Genomic DNA, 21,190 nt, shown 5'->3' with positions numbered 1-21,190 from the left:
GGCGGGCGCGGTGCGGGACGTCGCGCTCGTCAGCGCACGTGCACGGCGCCGAGGTCGGCGAACACGGCCGAGTTGAGGCGGAACGCGAGCTTGGCCTCCGCGACGGTGCGCGCGGTCTGCTCGGCGTCCAGGGCGAGGCCGTCCAGGCGCTCGCGGTAGACGTCCTTGAACGGCTTGGCCTTCGGGATCTCGTCGAACGTGTAGAACGCCAGGCCGTCGACCGACAGGCCGTAGTGACGCTCCATCATGCGCTTGATGATCTGCCCGCCCGACAGGTCGCCGAGGTAGCGGGTGTAGGCGTGCGCGGCGTACCGGGCGACGTCGTCGCCCAGGCCCCGCAGGTGCGCGGCGTACGCCTCGGTCGCCGGGTGGATCGTGATGCGCTCGGCCCAGTCCTCGCCGACGAGGAACGCGAGGTCCCGCTCGATCGACGGGGTCCGGGTCAGCTCGTCGAACACCAGCGTCGCGCCCTGGGCATCGTGGCGGACGACAGCGCTCGCGGCCTCGAGCGCGCCGTAGATGGCGTACTGCTGCGCGGCGAGGTCTGCGTAGGCCGCGACGTCGAGCTCGCCGCGCATGAGCTGCTCGACGAACCCGGACGACTCGGCCGCCTCGTGCTCGGGGCGCGTGCCCTCGCGCAGCAGGAGGGAGAGCGTCGGGGTGCTGGCGGGCGCTGCGGTCACGGGGGACTCCTCGCGAAGACGGCTGCTCGCAGCCGTGGTGACAAGACGTCAGGAACTGTAACCCATGAAGGTAAGGCTTGCCTATAGTCGTCTCGCAGTCCGTCACGATCGCAGGGCCCTGGCCGCCGCTCCGCTAGTGTCAGGGCGGCGCAATGTCGGCTTCAGGGGGTTTGGGTGTCAGCACAGGGGGATCTCGTCGTGTCCTACGGCACGATGGCGGACGTGACGACCGCGCTCGTCGCGCTGGTCGGGGTCTCGCCCGAAAAGGCGCAGGCGTGGTGCGACGGTGTCGGGAGCACCCAGGTGCGTGACGCCATCGACGACTGGTCCCTGTGGTACTCGAGCGAGCTCATGCTCGCGCGTGACGGGCTCGTCGGCCTGCACGAGCAGCTCGCGGTCGTCCGTGAGTCGCTGGAGGCAGCCGACGCCGAGCTCGGGCGGGCCGCGTCGTGACCCAGTGGAGCGACCTCGACCCGGGCGCGGGGGAGATGATCGGGCCCATGGGTCTGGCGGCACTCCTGAGGGGCCAGGAGACGGCGCTCGCCGAGGTGTACGAGGGCACGCGGCGCGCTCGAGAGGAGCTGAGCGACGACACCTGGTCCGGCGAGGCGGCGGTCGCGTGGCGCGGTGTGAGCGCAACCCTGCGCGAACGGCAGGAGCGGCTGGTCGAGGGCGTCGGGCCGGTGCACGGCGCGCTCGACGACTACGCCACGGCGGTCGTGGACATCGCACTCACGGCGAGGATCCACCAGAACGCCCGCGAGGACGCGATGAGCCGGCGCAACCTCGTGTACTCGCTGACCTCCTACACGCCGCCCGCGGTGGTCGCCCAGGTCGAACGCCTCGCGGAGCAGGGCGCGCTGGACCTGGACCACGCGGAGGTGCAGCTTCGCGCGCTCGCTCGCGCCCGGCAGGACGCCGACCAGGCGCTGATCCGCGCACTCGCGATCCCCTCGACGACGAACTGGACCCAACGCAAGGCCGTGCTCGCGCGCGCCGGCATCACCGACGTCGAGTCGCTCTCGACCACGAAGCTCGTCGACGCGTACGCCGACCTGGCAGACCGCCTGATGGACGGGAGCATGACGGCGGACGAGGCGCAGCAGCTCGCCGACTTCCTCGACGTCTGGGGGGACGACCCAGAGGTGATGGACGCGTACTTCGCGAAGCTCGGGCCGGCGCGCACACGGGATCTCGTCAACGAGCTCGGGGTCGAGATCGGACGGCAGGGAGTCGACGACGCACTCCTCCTTGCCGCCGCCACAGGCCTTCGGCACGGCCTCGCCACCGCCTCGCAGACATGGGACGAGAAGGCAGCCACCGACTTCGCCGACGCAATGATCGAGTCGGCCTTCCCCGGTGTGGGCGGCGGCTACTCGACGATCTCCTGGCTCTTCTCCGACCCGCGGGGCGACCGGATGGGCGCCGAGTTCACCGTCGCCGTCCTCGACCGGATCGACGCGATCGAGCGGGGCCCCCGGGACAACACCAACTCCCGCCTCGAGGACGCGAGCGTCATGCCGGGCGGAAGCTGGCTGTTCAAGTACGAGGGAACCACCGACGAGGCAGCCTGGGGCCAGCCCGCGATCCACGTGCTCCAGACCCTCGCGACCTACCCCGAGGCGACGCTGGAATGGTTCTCCACCTCCGATCCCGATCCTGTCGAAGGGGGCGACGAGAGGAAGGGCGATCCGTTCGACCTCGGGAAGGCGCGGATTGCCTACTGGTTCGGCGACCGCGACTGGAGCGTCAAGACCACGGGCGACGGGTTCGAGACCCCCGCGGCACTGTGGCTCTCGATGCAGTCGGTGACCGGCGCACCGGGGAGCGGCGGCTACGACCCGGGCCCGTGGAACTTGGCTGAGAAGGTCTCGGGAACGATCATGCAGCAGCTGCCCGACAACGCGTCGTTCACCACGGAGAACATGTCGACCGACGCGGCGATCGGCATGGCGGCTGCATTTACCGTTGAGTTGCCGATGCTGACCGAGAGTGCGGTGATCGGAACGGCTGATAGTTGGGATACCCCGAACTCGCAGGTTCTACCGTGGGCTGTCGAGGAGCGCGCGGTCTTGGCTGTGGACCGACGGGATCTCGCAGAGTTTCTCGGGATCGTCGGCCAGAACGGGAGCGCGGGGACACTGCTCCGCGAGTCGGTAGTCGCGTACCAGAACGGTCTGATCGCAACCGCGGCAGCCGACCCGACGGCGTCGATCGGTGCGGGCGTTTCCGCTACAGACGGCGTCTTGACGCGAGTCATGGGTCTGCAGGCGATGCTCGACGGTCCCGCGCACGGGACACAGATCGCCGATGCCGCGCAGCTCGACGCGCATCACAAAGCGATCACGGACTGGATCGGGAAGGGCGCCGAGGCAGTCGTGCGCATCCCGGGGGGCGACCGCGTGGTCTCGTCGGTCGGGAACCGGGTCGCGCAGTGGGCCGTCGAGTCCGTCTGGGACTTCGGAGAGGGCTACGCAAAGTCCGAGGGCGTCAAGCTCCTGGCATCGCACATCCCCGCGACGTGGACGGGCAACGAGAGCGCCACGATGGCAGCGTCCACCGAGGAGTGCCTCGCGCGCTCGAAGGAGCTGCAGCGAGAGGTCGAGGCAGTGGCGTGGGCGATCGACCCGAACTCCTACGTGTCGACGGACCGAGCCGCCTACTACGAGCAGCTCGCACAAACGTACCGGGACGTGTATGGCGGATTCCGGGATCTCGCGGACGGAAAGGCTGGGGAGGCTGCATGCGTGGCACCGGAGTTCGACTGATTGTCGTCGGTGTACTTGTCGGCGTTGGAGTGGTGGGGTTGTCGGCGTGTGGTCCGCCGGAGGAGTGGTCGTGGGATCGGGATCCCGAGCCGGCGGTGACGCCGTCGATCGTGTGGTCGGACGGTGAGCCGACGTCGGATCTGGAAGCTGATCCGTGGGTGCAGGCGGTGCGGGCCGGGTTGGTCCCGTATGCGGTCGCGTACGACAGTCGGGATCTGCGCAGCGACTCGTTGCACGAGACGTGGACCGCGAACGGGATCGACCGGATGACGCGGAAGCTCATGTACTTCGTCGGTGAGGACGATTGGCCTCGCATTCCGGGGCCGTACCCGTTCGACCCGTTGACGGTCGAGGTGGCGCAGGACGGTGCGAGCGCGACCGTGCACGGCTGCTCGCTTGTGCCCTGGTGGTACACGAGCCTTGACCCGTGGGAGCGGCTGGAGCACGAAGCGTCGCCCACCAAGATCAGGTTCGAGGTCGTCACGACGGCCGAGGGGGCCTACCTGATCGACAGCGTCGAACCGACGCTGGTCGCGTGCGAGTCGGATCACATGACGGCGGGGGTGTTCGATCCGCTCCCGGACGGCAGTTGGGAGTTCGAGTCGGGGCAGATCTTCACGCGTGACGAGGCGGCTGATGCGGGGGAATGACGTCGGGCGGCGCTCTGTCGTCGGCGTTCTCGTCGGCGTTGGAGTGGTGGGGTTGTCGGCGTGTGGTCCGCCGGAGGAGTGGTCGTGGGATCGGGATCCCGAGCCGGCGGTGACGCCGTCGATCGTGTGGTCGGACGGTGAGCCGACGTCGGATTTGGAAGCCGATCCGTGGGTGCAGGCGGTGCGGGCGGGACTGGTCCCGTACGCGGTGGCGTATGACAGTCGGGATCTGCGCAGTGACTCGTTGCACGAGACGTGGACCCCGAACGGGATCGCTCAGATGCGAAAGGACATCGCGAGTTTTGCGGGCGAGGACGATTGGTGGCGCATGCCGGGGCCGTTCCCGTTCGACCCGTTGACGGTCGAGGTGGTGCAGGACGGTGCGAGCGCGACGGTGCAGGGCTGCACTCTGGAGCCGTGGTGGTACGGACGCCTCGACCCCTGGGAGCGACAGGAACGGCAGGTCTCGCCTAGCACGATGAGATTCGAGGTCGTCAAGACAGACCCCGGGGGCTACTTGGTCGACAGCGTCGAGCCGATCGGCGTTCCTTGTGAGTCGGATCACATGACGGCGGGGGTGTTCGATCCGCTTCCGGACGGTAGCTGGGAGTTCGAGTCGGGGCAGGTCTTCACGCGCGACGCCACGGCCGACGCCGACTCGTGACGCGCGCCCCGACCCACTGACGGTCGAGCCCGGTCGCGTGCCCCGTCGTGTGCGGGAGAATCAGGCGGTGCGATCCACGACCTCATCCGGCCCCGAGCCGACGCAGACCACGCCCGCCTCGATCCCTGCCGCCCCCGCCCCGACGCGCCTCCCGCGCGTCCGCGCCTCCGAACTCGTCGGCCGCGGCTGGCTCAACACGGGCGGCGAGCAGATCACGCTCGCCGACCTGCGCGGCAAGGTCGTGGTGCTCGACTTCTGGACGTTCTGCTGCATCAACTGCCTGCACGTGCTGGACGAGCTGCGGGACCTCGAGCGGCGCTTCGCCGACGAGCTCGTGATCATCGGCGTGCACTCGCCGAAGTTCGCGCACGAGGCCGACCCGGTCGCGCTCGCCGCGGCGGTCGAGCGGTACGAGGTGCACCACCCGGTGCTCGACGACCCGGAGCTCGTCACCTGGTCGGCGTACACCGCGCGGGCCTGGCCGACGCTCGTCGTCGTCGATCCTGAGGGCTACGTGGTGTGGCAGATGGCAGGTGAGGGGCACGCCTCGGCGCTCGAGGCGCTCGTCGCGGAGCTCGTCGCCGAGCACGACGCCAAGGGGACCCTGCACCGGGGGTCCGGTCCGTACGTGGCCCCGCCTGCGACGTCCGGCACCCTGCGGTTCCCGGGCAAGGCCATCGGCCTGCCGAACGGCAACCTGCTCGTGGCGGACGCCGGGCACCACAGCCTCGTCGAGCTCGCGGCGGACGGCGAGACCGTCGTCCGGCGCATCGGCGCGGGCGAGCGTGGGCTGGTGGACGGCGCGGCGGACGTCGCCCGGTTCAGCGAGCCCAACGGCCTGTGCCTGGTCCCGGAGGAGCTGCGCGCCCGGACCGGGTTCGACGTGCTGGTGGCCGACACGGTCAACCACGTGCTGCGCGGGGTGCGCCTCGCCGACGGCCTCGTGACGACGGTCGCGGGCACGGGCGAGCAGTTCATGGTCGGCGCGACCGACAACGTGCCCGGCACGGCGGGGGTGGTCGACCTCGACGACGCGTTCGACGCGCGCGCGGTCAAGCTGTCGTCGCCGTGGGACGTCGTGTGGTTCGAGCCGATGGGCGCGTTCGTCGTGGCCATGGCCGGCAACCACACGCTGTGGGGGTTCGGGCGCGACCGGATCGCGCACCTCGGCGGGACCATGAACGAGGGCCTGCTCGACGGCCGTCTCGCGGAGGCGTGGTTCGCGCAGCCGTCGGGCCTCGCGGTGGGCCCGGACGGCGCGCTGTGGGTCGCGGACTCGGAGACGTCGTCGCTGCGCCGGGTCGAGGCGGTCACGGGCACGCCCGAGGGCACGGTCACGACGGTGGTCGGCCAGGGGCTGTTCGACTTCGGTCACCGCGACGGGGCGGCCGACCAGGCGCTGCTGCAGCACCCGCTCGGCGTCGCGGCGCTGCCCGACGGCTCGGTCGTCGTCGCCGACACGTACAACGGCGCGGTGCGCCGGTACGTCCCGGCGGCGGACGGCGCCCCCGGCCAGGTCACGACCCTGGCCACTGGCCTCGCCGAGCCGAGCGACGTCGTCGTCCTCGTGGACGGCGCACCCTGGACCGGGGCGGACGCCGCCCCCGGCCCCGACGCGCGGCTCGAGCTGCTCGTGGTCGAGTCGGCCGCGCACCGGCTCACGCGCGTCGCGGTGCCGGCCTCGCTCGCGGGCGAGGTGCTCGACGCGGGCGCGCACCGCACGCAGCGCCCCGTGACGGACGTCGTCGCGGGCGAGCTGCGCCTCGACGTGCCGTTCACGCCCGCGCCGGGGCAGAAGATGGACGACCGCTTCGGCCCCTCGACGCGCCTGCAGGTCAGCGCGACACCGCCCGAGCTGCTGCTCGACGGCGCGGGCGACGCGACCGACCTGACGCGCGTGCTGCGCATCAACCCGGACGTGACCGAGGGCGTGCTGCACGTGACCGCGCAGGCGGCGTCGTGCGACGTCGTGGCCCCCGGTGACGAGGAGACCGTGTTCCCGGCCTGCCACCTGGCCCAGCAGGACTGGGGCGTGCCGGTGCGCGTCGTGCCGGGCGGGGCGTCGGCCCGCGACCGCGTGCTGGTGCTGCCGCTGCGGGGGTAGTCGGTGCCCCGCCCGCCTGGACGCGAGCACCAGCGCCGCGGTCTAGTGTGGCGGGCATGTCCGAACCGCGCGTGCACGTGACCCTGTCCACCGCGTCGACGTACCCGCGCCGCGCCGAGTACGCGTTCGACGTCGCGGCCGGCCTCGGCTACGACGGCGTCGAGGTCATGGTGTGGGGCGACGAGACGACGCAGGAGGCGCACCTGCTCGAGGCGCTGAGCTCGAAGTACTCGATGCCGATCCGCAGCATCCACGCGCCCACGCTCCTGGTGAGCCAGCGCGTCTGGAAGGGCGGCCCGGCGCCCAAGCTCACCCGCACGGTCGACATGGCGGTCGAGCTCGGGGCGGGCACCGTCGTGGTGCACCCGCCGTTCCGGTGGCAGCGCGAGTACGCGCGCGGGTTCGAGCAGCAGGTGCACGACCTCGCGCGGCTCACCGACGTGACCATCGCGGTCGAGAACATGTACCCGTGGCGCGGCGGCAAGCGCGAGCTCGTCGCCTACCTGCCGGGCTGGGACCCGTCGGAGCACTCGTACGAGTCGGTCACGCTCGACATCTCGCACACCGCGGTCGCGCACCAGGACCCGCTCGTGCTGATGGACTCGTTCGGCCCGCGCCTGCGGCACGTGCACCTCGCCGACGGCACGGGCGCGGTGTTCGACGAGCACAAGGTGCCCGGCCGGGGCACGCAGCCGTGCGCGCAGGTGCTGCACCGGCTCGGCGAGCAGGGCTGGTCCGGGGACGTGGTCGTCGAGATCACGACCCGCAAGGCCAAGGACGACGCCGAGCGTGAGAAGGACCTCGAGGAGTCGCTGACGTTCGCGCGCGAGCACCTCGCGGCCGGAGCCGCCGCACGCACGACGGCCCCCGACGCCGCAGGGGCGCCGGAGGCCGTCGAGGGCTGAGTCAGTCGCGCGGCTCGTCGCGCGGGTCGGGTGCGGCGTCGGTCGTGCCGGCCGCGGTGAACGGACCGGTCCCGACCGGTCCGCCGTCGCTCACGCCCGCGACGTTCACGGTGGCCTCGGGCGAGGCGCCCGCCTGGAGGGTGCCGGGCTCGACCACGACCTCGCGCGAGGTGTCGGACGCCGGACCCGCCGTCGTCCCCGTGCGTGCGGACCCGCCGGACGCGGCCCCGGTGCCGGTGCGCGCCGAGACGGGACGGCCGGCCGCGGCGTCCTTCGCGGACACGTGCAGGGCCCAGCCGGCGACGGTCAGCACGATGCCCGTGAAGATGAGGAACACCGCCAGCGCGGTGATCACGAGCTGCAGGTCCTCGAGCGGCTTGACCAGCACGAGGATGCCGAAGAACAGCCACAGCAGCGCGGTCGTGAGCTCCCAGTCCCACGCCGGACGGCGGGCGCGGAACGCCCGCACGCCGCTGACCAGGTTGACGACGCCCGCGACGATCGCCCAGATCGCGACGATCCGCAGGATCGCGGTGAACGTGGACTCGGGCCACACGAGCACCGCGACACCGGCCACGGCCGCGATGATGCCGAGCACGAGCCGGATCGTCGCGCCGTTCGCGTCCTTCTCCTTGGTGCGCTGCCACTCGACGATCAGCACCACGGCCTGGAGCGCGAACACCACGAAGAACAGCCACTGCAGCAGCGTGTTGCCGAGGTCGGGCCACAGGAAGATCACGAGGCCGACCACCAGGAACAGCACGCCGCGCACGAGCGCGGTCGCCCAGACCTTCTTCGCGACCTCGAACGTGTGCGTGCTCAGCAGCTCGTCGTCCGCCATGACGTCCTCCCCATTCGGCGCGCCCGCTGGCGGCCGCTCGTCAGCCTGTGGACGCAACGTAGCGCCCCGGGCGTCGTCGCGCGCGACGGCGCCCGGGGGAGCGATCAGGCGCGGTGACGACCGCGCCGCGCGACGCTCACGCCGCCGAGACCTGCGAGCACGAGCGACCCGGCGCCGGCGAGCGTCGCGTACACCGGGAAGGTGGCCCCGGTCGCCGCGAGCGTCGGGGTCGCGACCGCGGCCGCGACGATCTGCTCGGTCGGCGCGGCGACCGAGACGCCGAGGACCTCGCGGGGCGCGGCGGCCGCCGGCGCCTCGACGGTGGTCTCGGTGCCGGTGGTCTCGGTGCCCGGGGTCTCGGCGCTGGGGGCCTCCGTGCCGGGGGTCTCGGGGTCGGTGGGCTCCGGGGTCTCGACGGTGCCGGTCGACGTGCCGGACTCCGTGTCCGTGCCGGGCGCGTCCGTGTCGGTGCCGTCCTGGTCGCCGGTGTCGACGCCGGGCGTCGGGTCGGTGGTCGGGTCCGTCGTGGGCTCGGGCTCCGGGTCGACGGTGGGCTCGGGCTCGGGCGCCGGCTCGACGACCTCGTCGTCGACGAGCGTGATCGCCTTGAGGTGCGTCCCGCCGCCGGCGTTCTGCGTGCCTGCGTTGTCGGTCGTGAGCGCGGTGACGCAGTACTGCCCGGCCGGGAGGTCGGCAGCCGCGAACGTGGCCGACCATGCGCCGTCCGACCCCACGGGGGCCGTGGTGGTCGCGACGAACGCACCGCACTTGCCGTTGTCCTTGAGCGGGCGCAGGTGGAGCGTCACGAGGTCGTCGGCGAGCGCGTAGTCGTCGGTCGCGGTGCCGGTCACGGTGAAGCCGCGGTGCACGACGTCGTCGACCGAGGGCGACGTGATGGTCACGACGGGGGCGGCGTTGGCGAGCGCGGGCGTCGCGACGGGGAGGTCGGTGTAGTAGCCCTTGCCCTCGATCCACTTGTACGCGGCGATGACGGCGGAGCCTGCGGGCACCGACGCCTTGTGCGTGTCGACCGTGAAGTACGCGGCCTTGCCGGGCTGCACGACCTGCGCGTCCGAGTTCCCGTACGGGGTCTTGTAGCGCACGGTGACCGCGTGGGCGCCCTTGTTCACGTAGTACCCGGAGAGGTAGACCGTCCCGTCCTGGGGGTGCACCCAGGCGTTGGCGTTCGCGGTGCCGCGCGGGTTCTGCGTCGCGACGACCTCGGCGTACTGCACGGTGCGGGCGGTGTACCGGGCGGAGGTGTCGGGGGTCGCGGGCACGTACGCGGCGACGGTGACGCTGCCCGCGGGGGCCGTGCCGAGGCCCGTCGGGAGCTCGACGTAGGCGGCCTTGCCGGGCTGGACCTTGCTGAAGGACTGCGTGCCGTAGGGCGTGGTGATCTTGACGTCCACGGCCGCGGACTCGTTGTTGTAGACGTGGACCGCGAGGGTCGTGGTCTCGGTGTCGGTGTACGCCTTGGCGCGCGCGCTGATCGTGACGTTCACGGGCGCGGGGGCGACGGCCTCCCCGAACGCGGTGGTGCCCGTGGGCGTCTGCTCGGTCGCGGCGGCCGGGCCGGCGACGACGGGGGCGGCGCAGATCGCGGCCGCGACGCCCAGCGTGAGCAGGGCGGACTTCTTGCGGGTCATGGGAGTCCTCGGGGTGGCGCGTCGGGGGAGGGTGACCACGCTACGAGGCTTCGTGCGGCACGAAGGGCCGAAGTCCCGAAAAGTAGATGAAGATTCAATAACAGTTGCCGGGAGGCGCTCCGCCCGCGCGTGCGAGGCTGGGCGCATGCAGCTGCCGACCCGCCCTCGCCTCGTCCTGCTCGACCTCGACGGCACCCTCACCGACTCCGCGCCCGGGATCATGGCGTCGATGCGCCACGCGTTCGGCGCGCTCGGCCTCCCGGTGCCGGACGACGCCGGGCTACGCTCCATGGTCGGGCCGCCGTTGCAGGTCAGCATCGCCGAGCAGGGCGTCCCGGACGAGCTGAGCGACGCGCTGATCGACGCCTACCGCGCCGAGTTCCGGCGCGAGGGCATGCTCGGCGGCAACTCCGTGTTCCCCGGCGTGCCCGAGGCGCTCGACGCCCTGCGCGCGGCCGGCCTCCCGCTCGCGGTCGCGACGTCCAAGCCGCAGGTGTTCGCCCGACAGATCGCCGAGCACTTCGACCTCGCGCGGCACATGGTCGGCGATGTCGAGGGCGTCTTCGGCGCCGACATGGACGGCGGCCCCCGGGCGACCAAGGCTGCCGTGATCGAGCACGCGCTCACCTCGCTCGCCGCCCGCGGGCTCGACCTGCGCGAGCACCCGCAGGACGTCGTCATGGTCGGCGACCGCTCGCACGACGTGCACGGCGCCGCCGCGCACGGCATCGCGACCGTGGGCGTGGCCTGGGGGTACGCCGAGCCCGGTGAGCTCGAGGACGCGGGGGCGGTGACCGTCGTCCGACACCCGGACGAGCTGGCGGCACTGATCGCTTGACCTTGACGTAGCGTCAACTTCTACCGTGGATCGTGCACGGAAGGAGGACGCCATGGACGACTGGTCCATCCACGAGGTCGCCCGGCTCGCCGGGACCACGAGCCGCACCCTGCGGCACTACGACGCGATCGGGCTGCTGAGTCCCACGCGCGTCGCCGCCAACGGGTACCGGCACTACGACGCCGACGCGCTCGTGCGCCTCCAGCGCATCCTCCTGCTGCGCGAGCTCGGGCTCGGCCTCCCGGCCGTCGCCGAGGCGCTCGACGGGCAGGTCGACGAGGTCGACGCCCTGCGCACCCACCTCGGGTGGCTGCGCTCCGAGCAGGACAGGCTGGCGCGACAGGTCGCGTCGGTCGAACGCACGATCGCCGCACGCACGCGGCACGACACGGAAGGAGGCCGGCTCGTGGCGAAGGACATGCTCGACGGGTTCGACCACACGCAGCACAAGGACGAGGTCGAGCGACGCTGGGGCAAGGACGCGTACGCGCGCTCCGACGCCTGGTGGCGCTCGATGTCGGACGACGAGCGGTCGGCCTGGCAGGCCGACGCGACGCGGCTCCAGCAGGACTGGGTCGCGGCCGCGACGGCGGGCACCGACCCGTCGTCCGAGGTCGCACAGGCGCTCGCGGAGCGGCACGTCGCCTGGCTCGGGGCGATCCCGGGCACGCCCGGGCACGGGGGAGAGCCCGACGTCGACTACGTGCTCGGCCTCGGCGAGACGTACGTCGCCGACGACCGGTTCGCCGCGCACTACGGCGGCGTCGAGGGCGCGACGTTCGTGCGCGACGCGCTCGCGGAGTGGGCGATCCGGCGGGTCTGAGAGGTGCGCGGGCGTGCGTGCGGGCGTGCGGTGATGCCGTGCGGCCGTGCGTGCGTGCAGTGGTGCGTGCGGTGATGCCGTGCCGCCAGCCCGCGAGGTAGAACCGAGCGCGCGAGATAGAACCCCGGGGCCTCTATCTCGCGCGCTCGCTTCTACCTCGGCGAGTCGTCCCGTGGGTCGGAGTCGGTCGGCGAGTCAGCGGGCGGGTCGGCGGGCGGGGCGGCGGGCGGGTCGTCGTGCACGTCCTCGGGGTTGGGCAGGCCGGCCAGGAACCGGAAGCCGAGCGCTGCCGCGGCGGCGGCGAGCCCGCCCGCGACGACGAGCGGCAGCGACAGCCCGCCGCGCGCGAGCAGTCCGCCGAGCACCGACCCCAGCGGCATGACGCCCCACAGCAGCGTGCGCCAGGTGCCGTGGACGCGGCCGAGCATCGGCCCGGGGATCACGGCCTGGCGCAGCGACATCACGAGCACGTTCCACACGGTGGTCGACCCGAACGAGACCGCGACGCACACCGCCGCGACGGCGATCGCGGCGCCGCCGTCGAGCACGAGCGGCACCACGCCGAGCGTGACGAGCGACAGCGGGCCCACGAGGTTCGCCGCGGCCATCGCGGTCCCGGCGCCGAGCCGCACCTTGAGCCGCCCGACGACGGTCGCGGCGAGCAGCGCACCGACGGCCCCGCACAGCAGGAACGCGCCGTACCAGGCCTCGTCGAGGCCGAGCGCGTCGAGCACGAACAGCGCGAGCGTCGCGGTCGCGGCCGAGAAGCACAGGCCGATGAATGTGCTCAGGAGCCACAGCGGCTTGAGCATCGGATGTCCCACGATGTACCGGAACCCGTCGGCGACCTGCCGGTACCAGGCGGTCGCCTCGGTCGGCGGAGCCGTGCGGTGCTCGCCTGCCGCGGCGGCGGGCAGCCAGAGGGCGAGCAGCGCGGCCACGGCGTAGGACAGCGCTCCCACCCCGAGCGGGACGACCACCGCGACCGCGAAGAGCGCCGAGGTGATCGGCCCCGAGACGAACTGCTGCACCACGATCTCGCCCGCCTCGATGCGCGAGTTCGCGCGGGGCAGCCCGCGCCGCGGCACGATCGACGGGACGACGGCGCGGATCGCGCCGTCGTACACGGTCTCGAGCGCCCCGTACGCGAAGATCACGAGGTAGAGCCACCAGATGGTGAGCGCGTCGGTCGCGGCGAGCACGAGCAGGAGCACCGCGAGCGCCGCGCGCACGGTGTTGGCGACGCCGAGCGCGCGTCGTCGGTCGACCCGGTCGAGCAGGATCCCCGCGGGGATCGCGAAGAACAGCCAGGGCAGCATCGCGACCGCGGCGACGCCTGAGACGAGCAGCGGGTCGTCGGTCAGGCGGACGGCGAGCAGGGGAGCGGCGACGCGGGCGATGCCGTCGCCGAGGCTGGACGTGAGGTTCGCGGTGAAGACGTTGGTGAACGCGGGGCCGAGGGGCTCCGCGGCGGACCCGTCGCGTGGTCGGGGGCGCCTCACGCGGCGGGCACGGCGGCGCCGACGGCGCGCAGCACGAACGACTCGGTCGCGCTCACGGCGCGCTCGCGAGCGTCGGTCTCCTCGGGGATCAGCCGACCGGAGAGGCACGCGTTGACGAGGTTGACGGTGATCTCGACGTCCTGGCGGGGGAACTCGCCGAGCTCGACGCCCGCAGTGATGATGCGGCGCAGGATCGCCTCGACGATCACGGCGTGCTCGCGCAGGCGGGCGCGGGTGGAGCGCGACAGCACGGTGCGCAGGTCCGGGCCGGGGGCGAGGTGGAAGATGCGGGTGAGCTGGGCCTGCTGGCGGATGTAGGTGCGCAGCTGCTCGACGGGGTCGTCGACGTCGGCGAGCGCGCGCTCGAGCGTGCCCACGTACTGCTCGGTCTCGTGCGTGATGAACCCGAGCAGGAGGGCTTCCTTGTCGGCGAAGTGGTTGTAGACGGCGGTGCGCCCCACCCCGGCGGCGGCGGCGATGTCCGCGAGGGAGATCGCGTCGAACCCGCGCTCCATCATGAGCGTCGACAGGGCCGAGAAGAGCTTCTGCCGGGTCTGCTCGCGATGCTCGTGCAGGGATCCACCGATGATCTTGGGCATGCTGACATACTAGGCACGCGTCGTCAGATCGCCTGCATCCCCGCGGGCGGTCGCGCGTCCCCGCGGCGTCGGGGCGCGCGGGTACGCTGCGGGCCATGACGGAGATCACGCCCGACACCAAGGACTGGACCTGGGTCCTCGAGCGCCCCTGCCCCGAGTGCGGCTTCGAGGCGTCGTCGGTCACGCCCGACGCGGTCGGCGCGCTCGTGCGCGCGGTCGTGCCGCGCTACGTCGAGGTGCTCGCCCGCCCGGACGCGCGCGACCGCCCGGCGCCCGACGTCTGGTCGGCGCTCGAGTACGGCGCGCACGTGCGCGACGTCTTCGGGGTGTTCGACGTGCGGCTCGCGTCGATGGTCGAGGGGGACGCGCCCGAGTTCGCGAACTGGGACCAGGACGCCACGGCGCTCGCGGACGACTACGCCTCGCAGGAGCCTGCGGTCGTCGCGCGCGAGCTCGAGATCGCGGCCGACCGGGTCGCCGGGCGCTTCGACGCGGTCGTGCCGGACCAGTGGGAGCGCCCGGGCCTGCGGTCCAACGGCTCGCGGTTCACGGTGCGCACGCTCGGGCAGTACTTCGCCCACGACGTGGTGCACCACCTCCACGACGTCGGGGCCCGCTGACCCCCTCACCTGCGCGAACGTCCCCGTAGCCTGCGCGAAACACGGCGGAATCCTGGCGGGTCTACGGTCCCGCCATGGTGGAGATCTCAGGCGGCCTCCCGGCCGCGTACGCGCACGACCACGTCCTGGTGGTCCCGGCCGGCGCCACGCCGCTCGACGGCTTCGCCCGGGCCTGGTTCCCCGACGCGACGTGGTCGCGCGAGCCGGTGAGCGCGGAGGAGGCCGGACGTCGCGCGCCGCGGTCGACGGGGGCGCGGTTTCGTGGGCTCTCGGTGCAGGTCGCGGCCGAGCCGGGCGAGCTCGCGCTGACCCCGGGCTGGACGGTCGTAGGGCCGTTCGCGACCGAGGCGGGGCGGGTCGCGGGCTTCGAGGTGCCGACCGACACGTGGGTGCTGCACGCCGAGGCGACGGTCGAGCGCGGGGCGCCCGCGCAGGGCGGGCCCGACCGGGACGGCATCGCCCGGGCGTTCCCGGCCGGTCATCCGGTGGGCGCCGAGCTGCAGGTGCTGCGCTGGGCGGTCGCGGTCGCACGGGTCGTCGGCGGCGCGGTGCTGCCCGACACGCGCGCGGTGCTGCGGCCGGACCCGCAGGGCGCGGTCGACCTCACAGTCTACGGGCCGCTGGTGCTGACCTCGGGCGAGATGCTGCCGCTGCTGCGCAAGGCGGTCACGGGCGCGCGCATCGTCTCGGAGGGCACCGACGCGCGGGGCGCGGCGTACGCGTCGCTCGTGGGGGAGTCGGCGTACGACGGGTCGCTGCACCTGACGATGCAGCGCGTCGACTCGGTGCCGAACGCCTTGGCGGCGCTCGACTGGCGTGACTACGGGCCGTTCGCGTACGCGGTCGCGTGGCGCCCGACGGACGGCTACGAGCTCGACCTGGAGGACCCGTCGGGCACGCACCTGATCGCGCGGGCGCGCATGCGCGCGGCGGCGGCCCGGCTCGCGGAGTCGCTGCAGCGGCGCGTCGGGGGTGCGGTGGTGGACGACGGCGGGTTCCTCACGCCGGTCCCCGGCCTGCGTGCGCGGGGTGCGGACGAGTCGCACGGGCGCCTCTGGGGCTAATCCGTCCACACCTGTTATCCACAGCCCTGTGAAGGGCGGGATGCCTGCACGGCTCTGCCTGTGGACGAATCTGTGGGCAACCTCGTCCGTGCAGGTCAGGGCCTCGCAGCCGCGTCCTGACGGGGGTCCGGCGGGAGTGTGGCGCGGATCTCGGGGTGAACGCGCGGTGTCCGCGGGGTGAGGCCCGTCGGGCGTCCACGGACTGGGCAGGGCTGTCCACAGATTTTGTCCACAGGGTTGTGGGTGATTCCGGGAGCATGCGGCTCCGGTTGTGGACGACGCTGTGCGTTTCCTGGGGGCCCGCCGGATCGCCGTCGTGCTGTTGCGCACGTCACATCCACGTACTAGACACGACCACGGCGGCGACGATGCCGCGGACCCGACGGTGGACGACGAGCCGTCGCCCGCGACCCGCGTCGCTGCCGACCACACCGGAGAACGGCTCGACATCCTCGGCACGCCGAGGGCTGCGCGTGACGGCGCAGGTCCCGCCGGACCCGGAACCTCGACCACGAGAGGGCGTCGGTCGACGCGTCAGGGTCCCAGGACCCCTGACGTCGAGACCGCACCACGCCGCGACGTCACCGCGGCGCCCCGACCGTCCGCGTCCCTGGGGAGGCGGACGGGTGACGCGGGGCACGGGGTCGACAGCGGGGCTCCGCGGCCAGGAACGACGCCGCGGAGCCCCGCTGAGGGTGTGGATCGGCCCCGCCGTCGCCGCCCGCCGTCCACAGGACGTCGCGCCCGCGCCCGAGGCTCCTTACGCTCGCACCATGAGCAACCTCGAGACCCGCCCCCAGGAACAGCTGTGCGGCGCCGGGAGCCAGGGCGCGCAGGTCGAGGTGCTGACGTCGCGCGACGTGCCCCTCGGCGGCCCGCGCGCCATGACCGTGCGCCGCACGATCCCCCAGCGGGCGCGCTCGCTCGTGGGGGCCTGGTGCTTCTGCGACCACTACGGGCCCGACGACGTCTCGCGCAGCGCCGGGATGCAGGTGCCCCCGCACCCGCACACCGGGCTGCAGACCGTGACGTGGCTGTTCGAGGGCGAGGTGATGCACCGCGACTCGCTCGGCAGCGAGCAGCGCGTGCGCCCGCGCGAGCTCAACCTCATGACCGCGGGTCGCGGCATCTCGCACTCCGAGGAGTCGCCCCGGTCGCACGGGCCCGTGCTGCACGGCGTCCAGCTGTGGACGGCGCTGCCGGCCTCGGCGCTCGGGGACCGGCCGTCGTTCGAGCACCACGGCAACCTGCCCGACGTGTTCGCGTTCGGTGCGCGCGTCCAGGTCATCATGGGCCGCGTGGGGCTCGGCGGGCGCTGGATGGTCTCGCCCGCGACGACCCACACCCCGCTCGTGGCCGCGCAGGTCGACCTCGACCCGGGCAGCGACGTCCGGCTCGACGTCGACCCCGTGCACGAGCACGCGCTGCTCGTCGACCACGGCGAGGCCACGCTCGAGGGCGAGGTCGTGCCGCCGTCCGCCCTCGGGTACGTCGGGCCGGGGCGCGACGAGCTGCGCGTGACCGCGTCGACCGCGGGCCCGGTGCGGGCCGTGCTGATCGGCGGCGAGCCGTTCGACGAGGAGATCGTCATGTGGTGGAACTTCGTGGGGCGCAGCCACGAGGACGTCGCCCGGGCGCGCGCCGACTGGCAGGTGCAGCTCGAGCCGGGGGCGGACGGCGCGGCGCCGGGCCACGCCGAGGGCGCGCGGTTCGGTCGCGTCGACGGGTACGCCGGGCCGCCGCTGCCCGCGCCCGCGCTGCCCGACGTGCGGCTGCGCCCGCGCACGCGGTAGGGGTCGCCCGCGACGTGCCGGTGAGAGACTGGGGCGTGCGCATCACGGCGAAGGTGGACTACGCGGTGCGGCTGTGCGTCGAGCTCGCCGGCCGCGACCGCCCGGAGGCGTTCGTCAAGGCGGACGACCTCTCGGCCGCGCAGGACGTGCCCGTCGCGTACGTGCTCGGGATCCTCAACGCGCTCAAGCAGGCGGGGATCGTCGAGAGCCGGCGGGGGGCGGACGGCGGCACGCGCCTCGCGTCGCCCGCGCGCGAGATCGTCGTGGCCGACGTGATCCGCGCGATCGACGGACCGCTCGCGACCGTCGGGGGCACGCACGTCGAGGAGGTCGACTACGGCGGCCGCGCGACCGCGGTGCGCGACGTCTGGGTCGCGCTGCGCGCGTCGATGCGCTCGGTGCTCGACGTGGTCACGCTCGAGGACGTCGCCCGCTCGGCCCTGCCCGAGCCCGCCGCGACGTTCCTCGCCGACGACGACGCGTGGGCGACGCGGCCCAACGGTCGCGCGACGTGGGTGGGACGCCGGCAGGACGGCTGAGCCCGGGAGGGCATCGCGTTACACGTTCTCGCATCGTGACCCCTTCTTGAGCAAAAGACTCAAGTTCACTACCGTCGTCCGCATGACCACGCACCCCACCCGCCACCGCTCCTCGTGTCGCCCCGCCCGCACCGCCGCCCCACCGCCACCACCCCGGGAGACACCATGACGCACCAGATCCGTACCCAGCACGCACCCGGCACCACCCAGCACGCACCCAGCACCACCGGGCGCACGCCCCGCACGACCACCCCGAGCGCGACCCGGGCCCTCGCCCGACGGCGCGCGCTCACGCTCCCGGCATCCGCCGGCGTCCTCGTCCTCGCCCTGACTGCCTGCTCCGCGTCGAGCGCGACCACCCGCGACGACGGCACGACCGTGCTGCGCTACCAGGGCGCCGTCGCGAGCGTCGGCTACCCCGAGCTCGCCGAGGACCTCGGCTACTTCGAGGACGTCGAGCTCGAGTGGGTCGGCGACGTCACCGGCGGCCCCGCGTCGATCCAGGCGGCCGTCACGGGCGAGACCGACTACGGCAACGCGTTCAACGGCGCGATCGCCAAGCTCGCCTCGACCGGCGCCGGCGTCACGTCCGTCATCACCTACTACGGCGCGGACGACCTCACCGCGAGCCACTTCTACGCGCTCGAGGGCAGCGGCGTCACGGGCGCCCGCGACCTGATCGGCAAGAAGGTCGGCGTCAATACGCTCGGCGCGCAGTCCGAGACGGTCCTGCGCGACTGGCTCGCGCACGAGGGGCTGAGCCGGGACGAGATCGACGAGGTCGAGCTCGTCGTCATCCCGCCCGTCAACGCCGAGCAGGTGCTGCGCGAGGGCCAGGTCGACGCCGTGAGCCTGGGCGGCGTGCTCCAGGACACCGCGCTCGAGCGCGGCGGCCTGACCGCGCTGTTCGGCGAGGCCGACCTCTACGGCGAGTTCGGGTACGGCTCGATCATCTTCCGCGACGACTTCATCGCCCGGAACGAGGACGCCGTCGCGGACTTCGTGCAGGGCACCGCCCGCGCGATCCGCTGGGCCCAGACCTCGCCGCCCGAGGAGGTCCGCGAGCGCTACGTGTCGATCCTCGAGGAGCGCGACCGCGGCGAGACGACCGACCTCGTCAAGTACTGGAAGTCCACGTCGATCCCGACCCCCGGCGGGGTCATCCAGGAGGACGAGATCTCCCGCTGGGTCGAGTGGCTCGAGGACGACGGCCAGATCGAGCCCGGGTCGCTCGACGTCCCCGACCTCTACACCAACGAGTACAACCCGTACGCCAACGGCACGTACGCCCCGGACGCGGGCCCGGACGGCGAGGAGGTGACCTCGTGACGCTCACCGCGGCGGCGGCGTCCGCCACCGACGTCCTCGCCCCGGACGCGGGCGCGCCCGCCCGGCTCCGGTTCGAGCACGTGCGCAAGGAGTTCACGGTGCGCGGCGACCGGCGCCGCGCACCCTCGACCCTCGTCGCGGTCGACGACCTCTCGCTCGACGTCGCCGCGGGCGAGCTCGTGACCGTCGTCGGGCCCTCCGGCTGCGGCAAGTCGACGCTGCTCGACCTCGTCGCGGGGCTGTCCACCCCGACGTCCGGCCGGATCCTCGTCGACGGGCGCGAGGTCACGGGGCCCGGCCTCGACCGCGGGATCGTGTTCCAGCAGTACGCGCTGCTGCCGTGGCGCAGCGCGCAGCGCAACGTCGAGCTCGGGCTCGAGGCGCGCGGCCTGCCGGCGCCCGAACGGCGGCGCGTGGCCCGCGAGAAGCTCGAGCTCGTCGGCCTTGCCGGGTTCGAGGACCGCTACCCGCACGAGCTCTCGGGCGGCATGAAGCAGCGCGTCGCGATCGCCCGGGCGCTCGCCTTCGACCCCGAGGTGCTGCTCATGGACGAGCCGTTCGCGGCCCTCGACGCGCAGACGCGCGAGCAGCTCCAGGACGAGCTGCTGCGCATCTGGCGGGCCACGGGCAAGACGATCGTGTTCATCACGCACGGCATCGAGGAGGCCGTGTACCTGGGCCAACGGGTCGTCGTGCTCTCGGGGCGGCCCGGCAGGGTCCGCACCGTGATCGACGTCGACCTGCCCCGCGGCGACGAGCTCGCCGGCACCGACCTGCGCACGGACCCCCGGTTCGTCGCCCACCGGCACACCGTCTGGGAGGCGCTGCACGCCCCCGCCGGCACGCCCGAGCGCACCGGAGGTGCGGCATGACCACGACCATCAGCCGTGACGCCGGCCCGACCGCCGGCCCCCGGACCGACCCGGCGACGGACGCGATCGGGGTCGACGCCCCCGCGTTCGCCGACCCGCCCACGCTCGGTCGCCGCAACGTGCTCGCGGTGCGCGGCGGCTCCGGGCGCGCGCGGCGCACGGGGCTCGTGGTGCTCCGCTCGTCGCTCGCGTTCGTCGCGTTCTTCGCCCTGTGGGAGCTCGCGCCACGCCTCGGCTGGGTCGACCCCGTGTTCCTGCCGCCCCTGAGCACGGTGCTCGCGACGTTCGGCGGCCTCGTGGCCGACGGCACGCTCGCCGAGCAGGTCGGCACGAGCCTCGTGCGCGCCGTGAGCGGGTTCGCGATCGCCGTGTCCTTCGCGATCCCCGCGGGCGTGCTCATCGGCTGGAACGACCGCGCCGCGCAGTACCTCAGCCCGTTCCTCGAGGTGCTGCGCAACACCGCGGCGCTCGCGCTGCTGCCCGTGTTCATCCTCGTGCTCGGCATCGGGGAGACGTCGAAGATCGCGATCGTCGTCTACGCCTGCTCGTTCCCGATCCTGCTCAGCACGATCACGGGCGTGCGCACCGTCGACCCGCTCCTGGTGCGCAGCGCGCGCTCGCTCGGCCTCGGCCGGGTCGCGCTGTTCACCAAGGTCGTGCTCCCGGCGGCCGTCCCCACGGTCTTCACGGGCGTGCGCATGGCCGCGACCGCGTCGATCCTCGTGCTCATCGCCGCCGAGATGGTCGGCGCCAAGGCCGGCCTCGGCTTCTACATCACGTACACGCAGTTCAACTTCCAGATCCCCGAGATGTACGCCGGGATCCTGACGATCGCGCTCGTCGGGGTCGCCGTCAACACGCTCCTGGTGACCGTCGAGCGCCGGCTCTCGCGCTGGCGCACCGCCTGACGCCCGCCACCCGACCCTCGCCCGCGACCACGCGAAAGG

The 21,190-nt window shown here is 73.1% G+C and carries 20 protein-coding genes; 15 read left to right on the top strand and 5 right to left on the bottom strand.

Going from position 1 to position 21,190, the window contains the following annotated elements:
* Window positions 1-29: 29 nt before the first annotated feature.
* Window positions 30-683 carry a biliverdin-producing heme oxygenase gene (locus tag CLV28_RS04715; RefSeq protein ID WP_100422052.1) on the bottom strand — a complete coding sequence of 218 codons (654 nt, stop codon included), beginning with the start codon at window positions 681-683 and terminating at the stop codon, window positions 30-32.
* A gap of 198 nt (window positions 684-881) precedes the next feature.
* Between CLV28_RS04715 and CLV28_RS04710 the strand changes: the two genes are divergently transcribed.
* The 6 genes from CLV28_RS04710 (at window position 882) to CLV28_RS04685 (ending at window position 7,774) form a co-directional block, all read left to right on the top strand.
* Window positions 882-1,136 (top strand): hypothetical protein, encoded by a 255-nt coding sequence (locus tag CLV28_RS04710; protein WP_157802493.1) that lies wholly within the window; start codon window positions 882-884, stop codon window positions 1,134-1,136.
* Window positions 1,133-3,451, top strand: a complete 2,319-nt coding sequence (locus tag CLV28_RS04705; protein ID WP_100422050.1) for a hypothetical protein — start codon at window positions 1,133-1,135, stop codon at window positions 3,449-3,451. Before CLV28_RS04710 ends, CLV28_RS04705 begins: the two co-directional genes overlap by 4 nt.
* A complete protein-coding gene (locus tag CLV28_RS04700) occupies window positions 3,427-4,101 on the top strand; it encodes a hypothetical protein (protein ID WP_157802492.1) in 675 nt (224 codons plus the stop codon). The genes CLV28_RS04705 and CLV28_RS04700 overlap by 25 nt, the downstream gene beginning before the upstream one ends.
* On the top strand, window positions 4,088-4,765 hold the full coding sequence (locus CLV28_RS04695; RefSeq protein ID WP_100422048.1) for a hypothetical protein: 678 nt from the start codon (window positions 4,088-4,090) through the stop codon (window positions 4,763-4,765). The genes CLV28_RS04700 and CLV28_RS04695 overlap by 14 nt, the downstream gene beginning before the upstream one ends.
* Before the next feature lie 121 nt (window positions 4,766-4,886).
* On the top strand, window positions 4,887-6,869 hold the full coding sequence (locus CLV28_RS04690; RefSeq protein WP_100422414.1) for an NHL domain-containing thioredoxin family protein: 1,983 nt from the start codon (window positions 4,887-4,889) through the stop codon (window positions 6,867-6,869).
* A 56-nt stretch (window positions 6,870-6,925) separates the two neighbouring features.
* Window positions 6,926-7,774: a sugar phosphate isomerase/epimerase family protein gene (locus CLV28_RS04685; protein WP_100422413.1), complete on the top strand. Its 849-nt coding sequence runs from the start codon at window positions 6,926-6,928 to the stop codon at window positions 7,772-7,774.
* Window position 7,775: 1 nt separating this feature from the next.
* Here CLV28_RS04685 and CLV28_RS04680 read toward each other — a convergent pair whose 3' ends face one another.
* A complete protein-coding gene (locus tag CLV28_RS04680; RefSeq protein WP_100422047.1) occupies window positions 7,776-8,615 on the bottom strand; it encodes a DUF308 domain-containing protein in 840 nt (279 codons plus the stop codon).
* Window positions 8,616-8,719: 104 nt separating this feature from the next.
* The gene (locus tag CLV28_RS04675; protein WP_100422046.1) at window positions 8,720-10,264 is read right to left on the bottom strand and encodes a hypothetical protein; all 1,545 of its coding nucleotides are present in this window, start codon (window positions 10,262-10,264) and stop codon (window positions 8,720-8,722) included.
* A gap of 145 nt (window positions 10,265-10,409) precedes the next feature.
* On the opposite strand from CLV28_RS04675, the gene CLV28_RS04670 reads away from it, so the two are divergent.
* On the top strand, window positions 10,410-11,102 hold the full coding sequence (locus CLV28_RS04670) for an HAD hydrolase-like protein (protein WP_100422045.1): 693 nt from the start codon (window positions 10,410-10,412) through the stop codon (window positions 11,100-11,102).
* A gap of 52 nt (window positions 11,103-11,154) precedes the next feature.
* Window positions 11,155-11,925: a MerR family transcriptional regulator gene (locus CLV28_RS04665; RefSeq protein WP_100422044.1), complete on the top strand. Its 771-nt coding sequence runs from the start codon at window positions 11,155-11,157 to the stop codon at window positions 11,923-11,925.
* Between the two features lie 152 nt (window positions 11,926-12,077).
* Here CLV28_RS04665 and CLV28_RS04660 read toward each other — a convergent pair whose 3' ends face one another.
* On the bottom strand, window positions 12,078-13,427 hold the full coding sequence (locus CLV28_RS04660) for an MFS transporter (RefSeq protein ID WP_157802491.1): 1,350 nt from the start codon (window positions 13,425-13,427) through the stop codon (window positions 12,078-12,080).
* Window positions 13,424-14,026, bottom strand: coding sequence for a TetR/AcrR family transcriptional regulator (locus CLV28_RS04655; RefSeq protein ID WP_100422042.1), 603 nt, complete (start codon window positions 14,024-14,026; stop codon window positions 13,424-13,426). The genes CLV28_RS04660 and CLV28_RS04655 overlap by 4 nt, the downstream gene beginning before the upstream one ends.
* Window positions 14,027-14,121: 95 nt before the next feature.
* Between CLV28_RS04655 and CLV28_RS04650 the strand changes: the two genes are divergently transcribed.
* The 7 genes from CLV28_RS04650 (at window position 14,122) to CLV28_RS04620 (ending at window position 21,151) form a co-directional block, all read left to right on the top strand.
* Window positions 14,122-14,646 carry a DinB family protein gene (locus CLV28_RS04650; RefSeq protein ID WP_100422041.1) on the top strand — a complete coding sequence of 175 codons (525 nt, stop codon included), beginning with the start codon at window positions 14,122-14,124 and terminating at the stop codon, window positions 14,644-14,646.
* 74 nt (window positions 14,647-14,720) lie between these two features.
* Window positions 14,721-15,710 carry a hypothetical protein gene (locus tag CLV28_RS04645; protein WP_100422040.1) on the top strand — a complete coding sequence of 330 codons (990 nt, stop codon included), beginning with the start codon at window positions 14,721-14,723 and terminating at the stop codon, window positions 15,708-15,710.
* A gap of 773 nt (window positions 15,711-16,483) precedes the next feature.
* Entirely contained in the window at window positions 16,484-17,503 is a 1,020-nt protein-coding gene (locus CLV28_RS04640) for a pirin family protein (protein WP_100422039.1), read from the top strand.
* Window positions 17,504-17,517: 14 nt separating this feature from the next.
* Window positions 17,518-18,042, top strand: coding sequence for an RrF2 family transcriptional regulator (locus CLV28_RS04635; RefSeq protein ID WP_244900135.1), 525 nt, complete (start codon window positions 17,518-17,520; stop codon window positions 18,040-18,042).
* 165 nt (window positions 18,043-18,207) lie between these two features.
* Window positions 18,208-19,371 carry an ABC transporter substrate-binding protein gene (locus CLV28_RS04630; RefSeq protein WP_100422037.1) on the top strand — a complete coding sequence of 388 codons (1,164 nt, stop codon included), beginning with the start codon at window positions 18,208-18,210 and terminating at the stop codon, window positions 19,369-19,371.
* Window positions 19,372-19,451: 80 nt separating this feature from the next.
* Window positions 19,452-20,243 (top strand): ABC transporter ATP-binding protein, encoded by a 792-nt coding sequence (locus CLV28_RS04625; protein WP_239073327.1) that lies wholly within the window; start codon window positions 19,452-19,454, stop codon window positions 20,241-20,243.
* Window positions 20,240-21,151: an ABC transporter permease gene (locus tag CLV28_RS04620; RefSeq protein WP_100422035.1), complete on the top strand. Its 912-nt coding sequence runs from the start codon at window positions 20,240-20,242 to the stop codon at window positions 21,149-21,151. Before CLV28_RS04625 ends, CLV28_RS04620 begins: the two co-directional genes overlap by 4 nt.
* Window positions 21,152-21,190: the final 39 nt, after the last annotated feature.

The organism is Sediminihabitans luteus, from assembly GCF_002797595.1.
Classification (GTDB): Bacteria; Actinomycetota; Actinomycetes; order Actinomycetales; family Cellulomonadaceae; genus Paraoerskovia; species Paraoerskovia lutea.
Note: the sequence above shows the minus strand (reverse complement) of the source record. Positions and strands in the feature narration are given on the sequence as shown.

Excerpts from the sequence above, each read along its gene's own strand:
- CLV28_RS04630 (WP_100422037.1), top strand. The coding sequence starts at position 18,208 with ATGACGCACCAGATCCGTACCCAGCACGCACCCGGCACCACCCAGCAC.
- CLV28_RS04680 (WP_100422047.1), bottom strand. The coding sequence starts at position 8,615 with ATGGCGGACGACGAGCTGCTGAGCACGCACACGTTCGAGGTCGCGAAG.
- CLV28_RS04645 (WP_100422040.1), top strand. The coding sequence starts at position 14,721 with ATGGTGGAGATCTCAGGCGGCCTCCCGGCCGCGTACGCGCACGACCAC.
- CLV28_RS04685 (WP_100422413.1), top strand. The coding sequence starts at position 6,926 with ATGTCCGAACCGCGCGTGCACGTGACCCTGTCCACCGCGTCGACGTAC.
- CLV28_RS04675 (WP_100422046.1), bottom strand. The coding sequence starts at position 10,264 with ATGACCCGCAAGAAGTCCGCCCTGCTCACGCTGGGCGTCGCGGCCGCG.
- CLV28_RS04695 (WP_100422048.1), top strand. The coding sequence starts at position 4,088 with ATGCGGGGGAATGACGTCGGGCGGCGCTCTGTCGTCGGCGTTCTCGTC.
- CLV28_RS04620 (WP_100422035.1), top strand. The coding sequence starts at position 20,240 with ATGACCACGACCATCAGCCGTGACGCCGGCCCGACCGCCGGCCCCCGG.
- CLV28_RS04700 (WP_157802492.1), top strand. The coding sequence starts at position 3,427 with ATGCGTGGCACCGGAGTTCGACTGATTGTCGTCGGTGTACTTGTCGGC.
- CLV28_RS04665 (WP_100422044.1), top strand. The coding sequence starts at position 11,155 with ATGGACGACTGGTCCATCCACGAGGTCGCCCGGCTCGCCGGGACCACG.
- CLV28_RS04650 (WP_100422041.1), top strand. The coding sequence starts at position 14,122 with ATGACGGAGATCACGCCCGACACCAAGGACTGGACCTGGGTCCTCGAG.
- CLV28_RS04640 (WP_100422039.1), top strand. The coding sequence starts at position 16,484 with ATGAGCAACCTCGAGACCCGCCCCCAGGAACAGCTGTGCGGCGCCGGG.
- CLV28_RS04670 (WP_100422045.1), top strand. The coding sequence starts at position 10,410 with ATGCAGCTGCCGACCCGCCCTCGCCTCGTCCTGCTCGACCTCGACGGC.
- CLV28_RS04655 (WP_100422042.1), bottom strand. The coding sequence starts at position 14,026 with ATGCCCAAGATCATCGGTGGATCCCTGCACGAGCATCGCGAGCAGACC.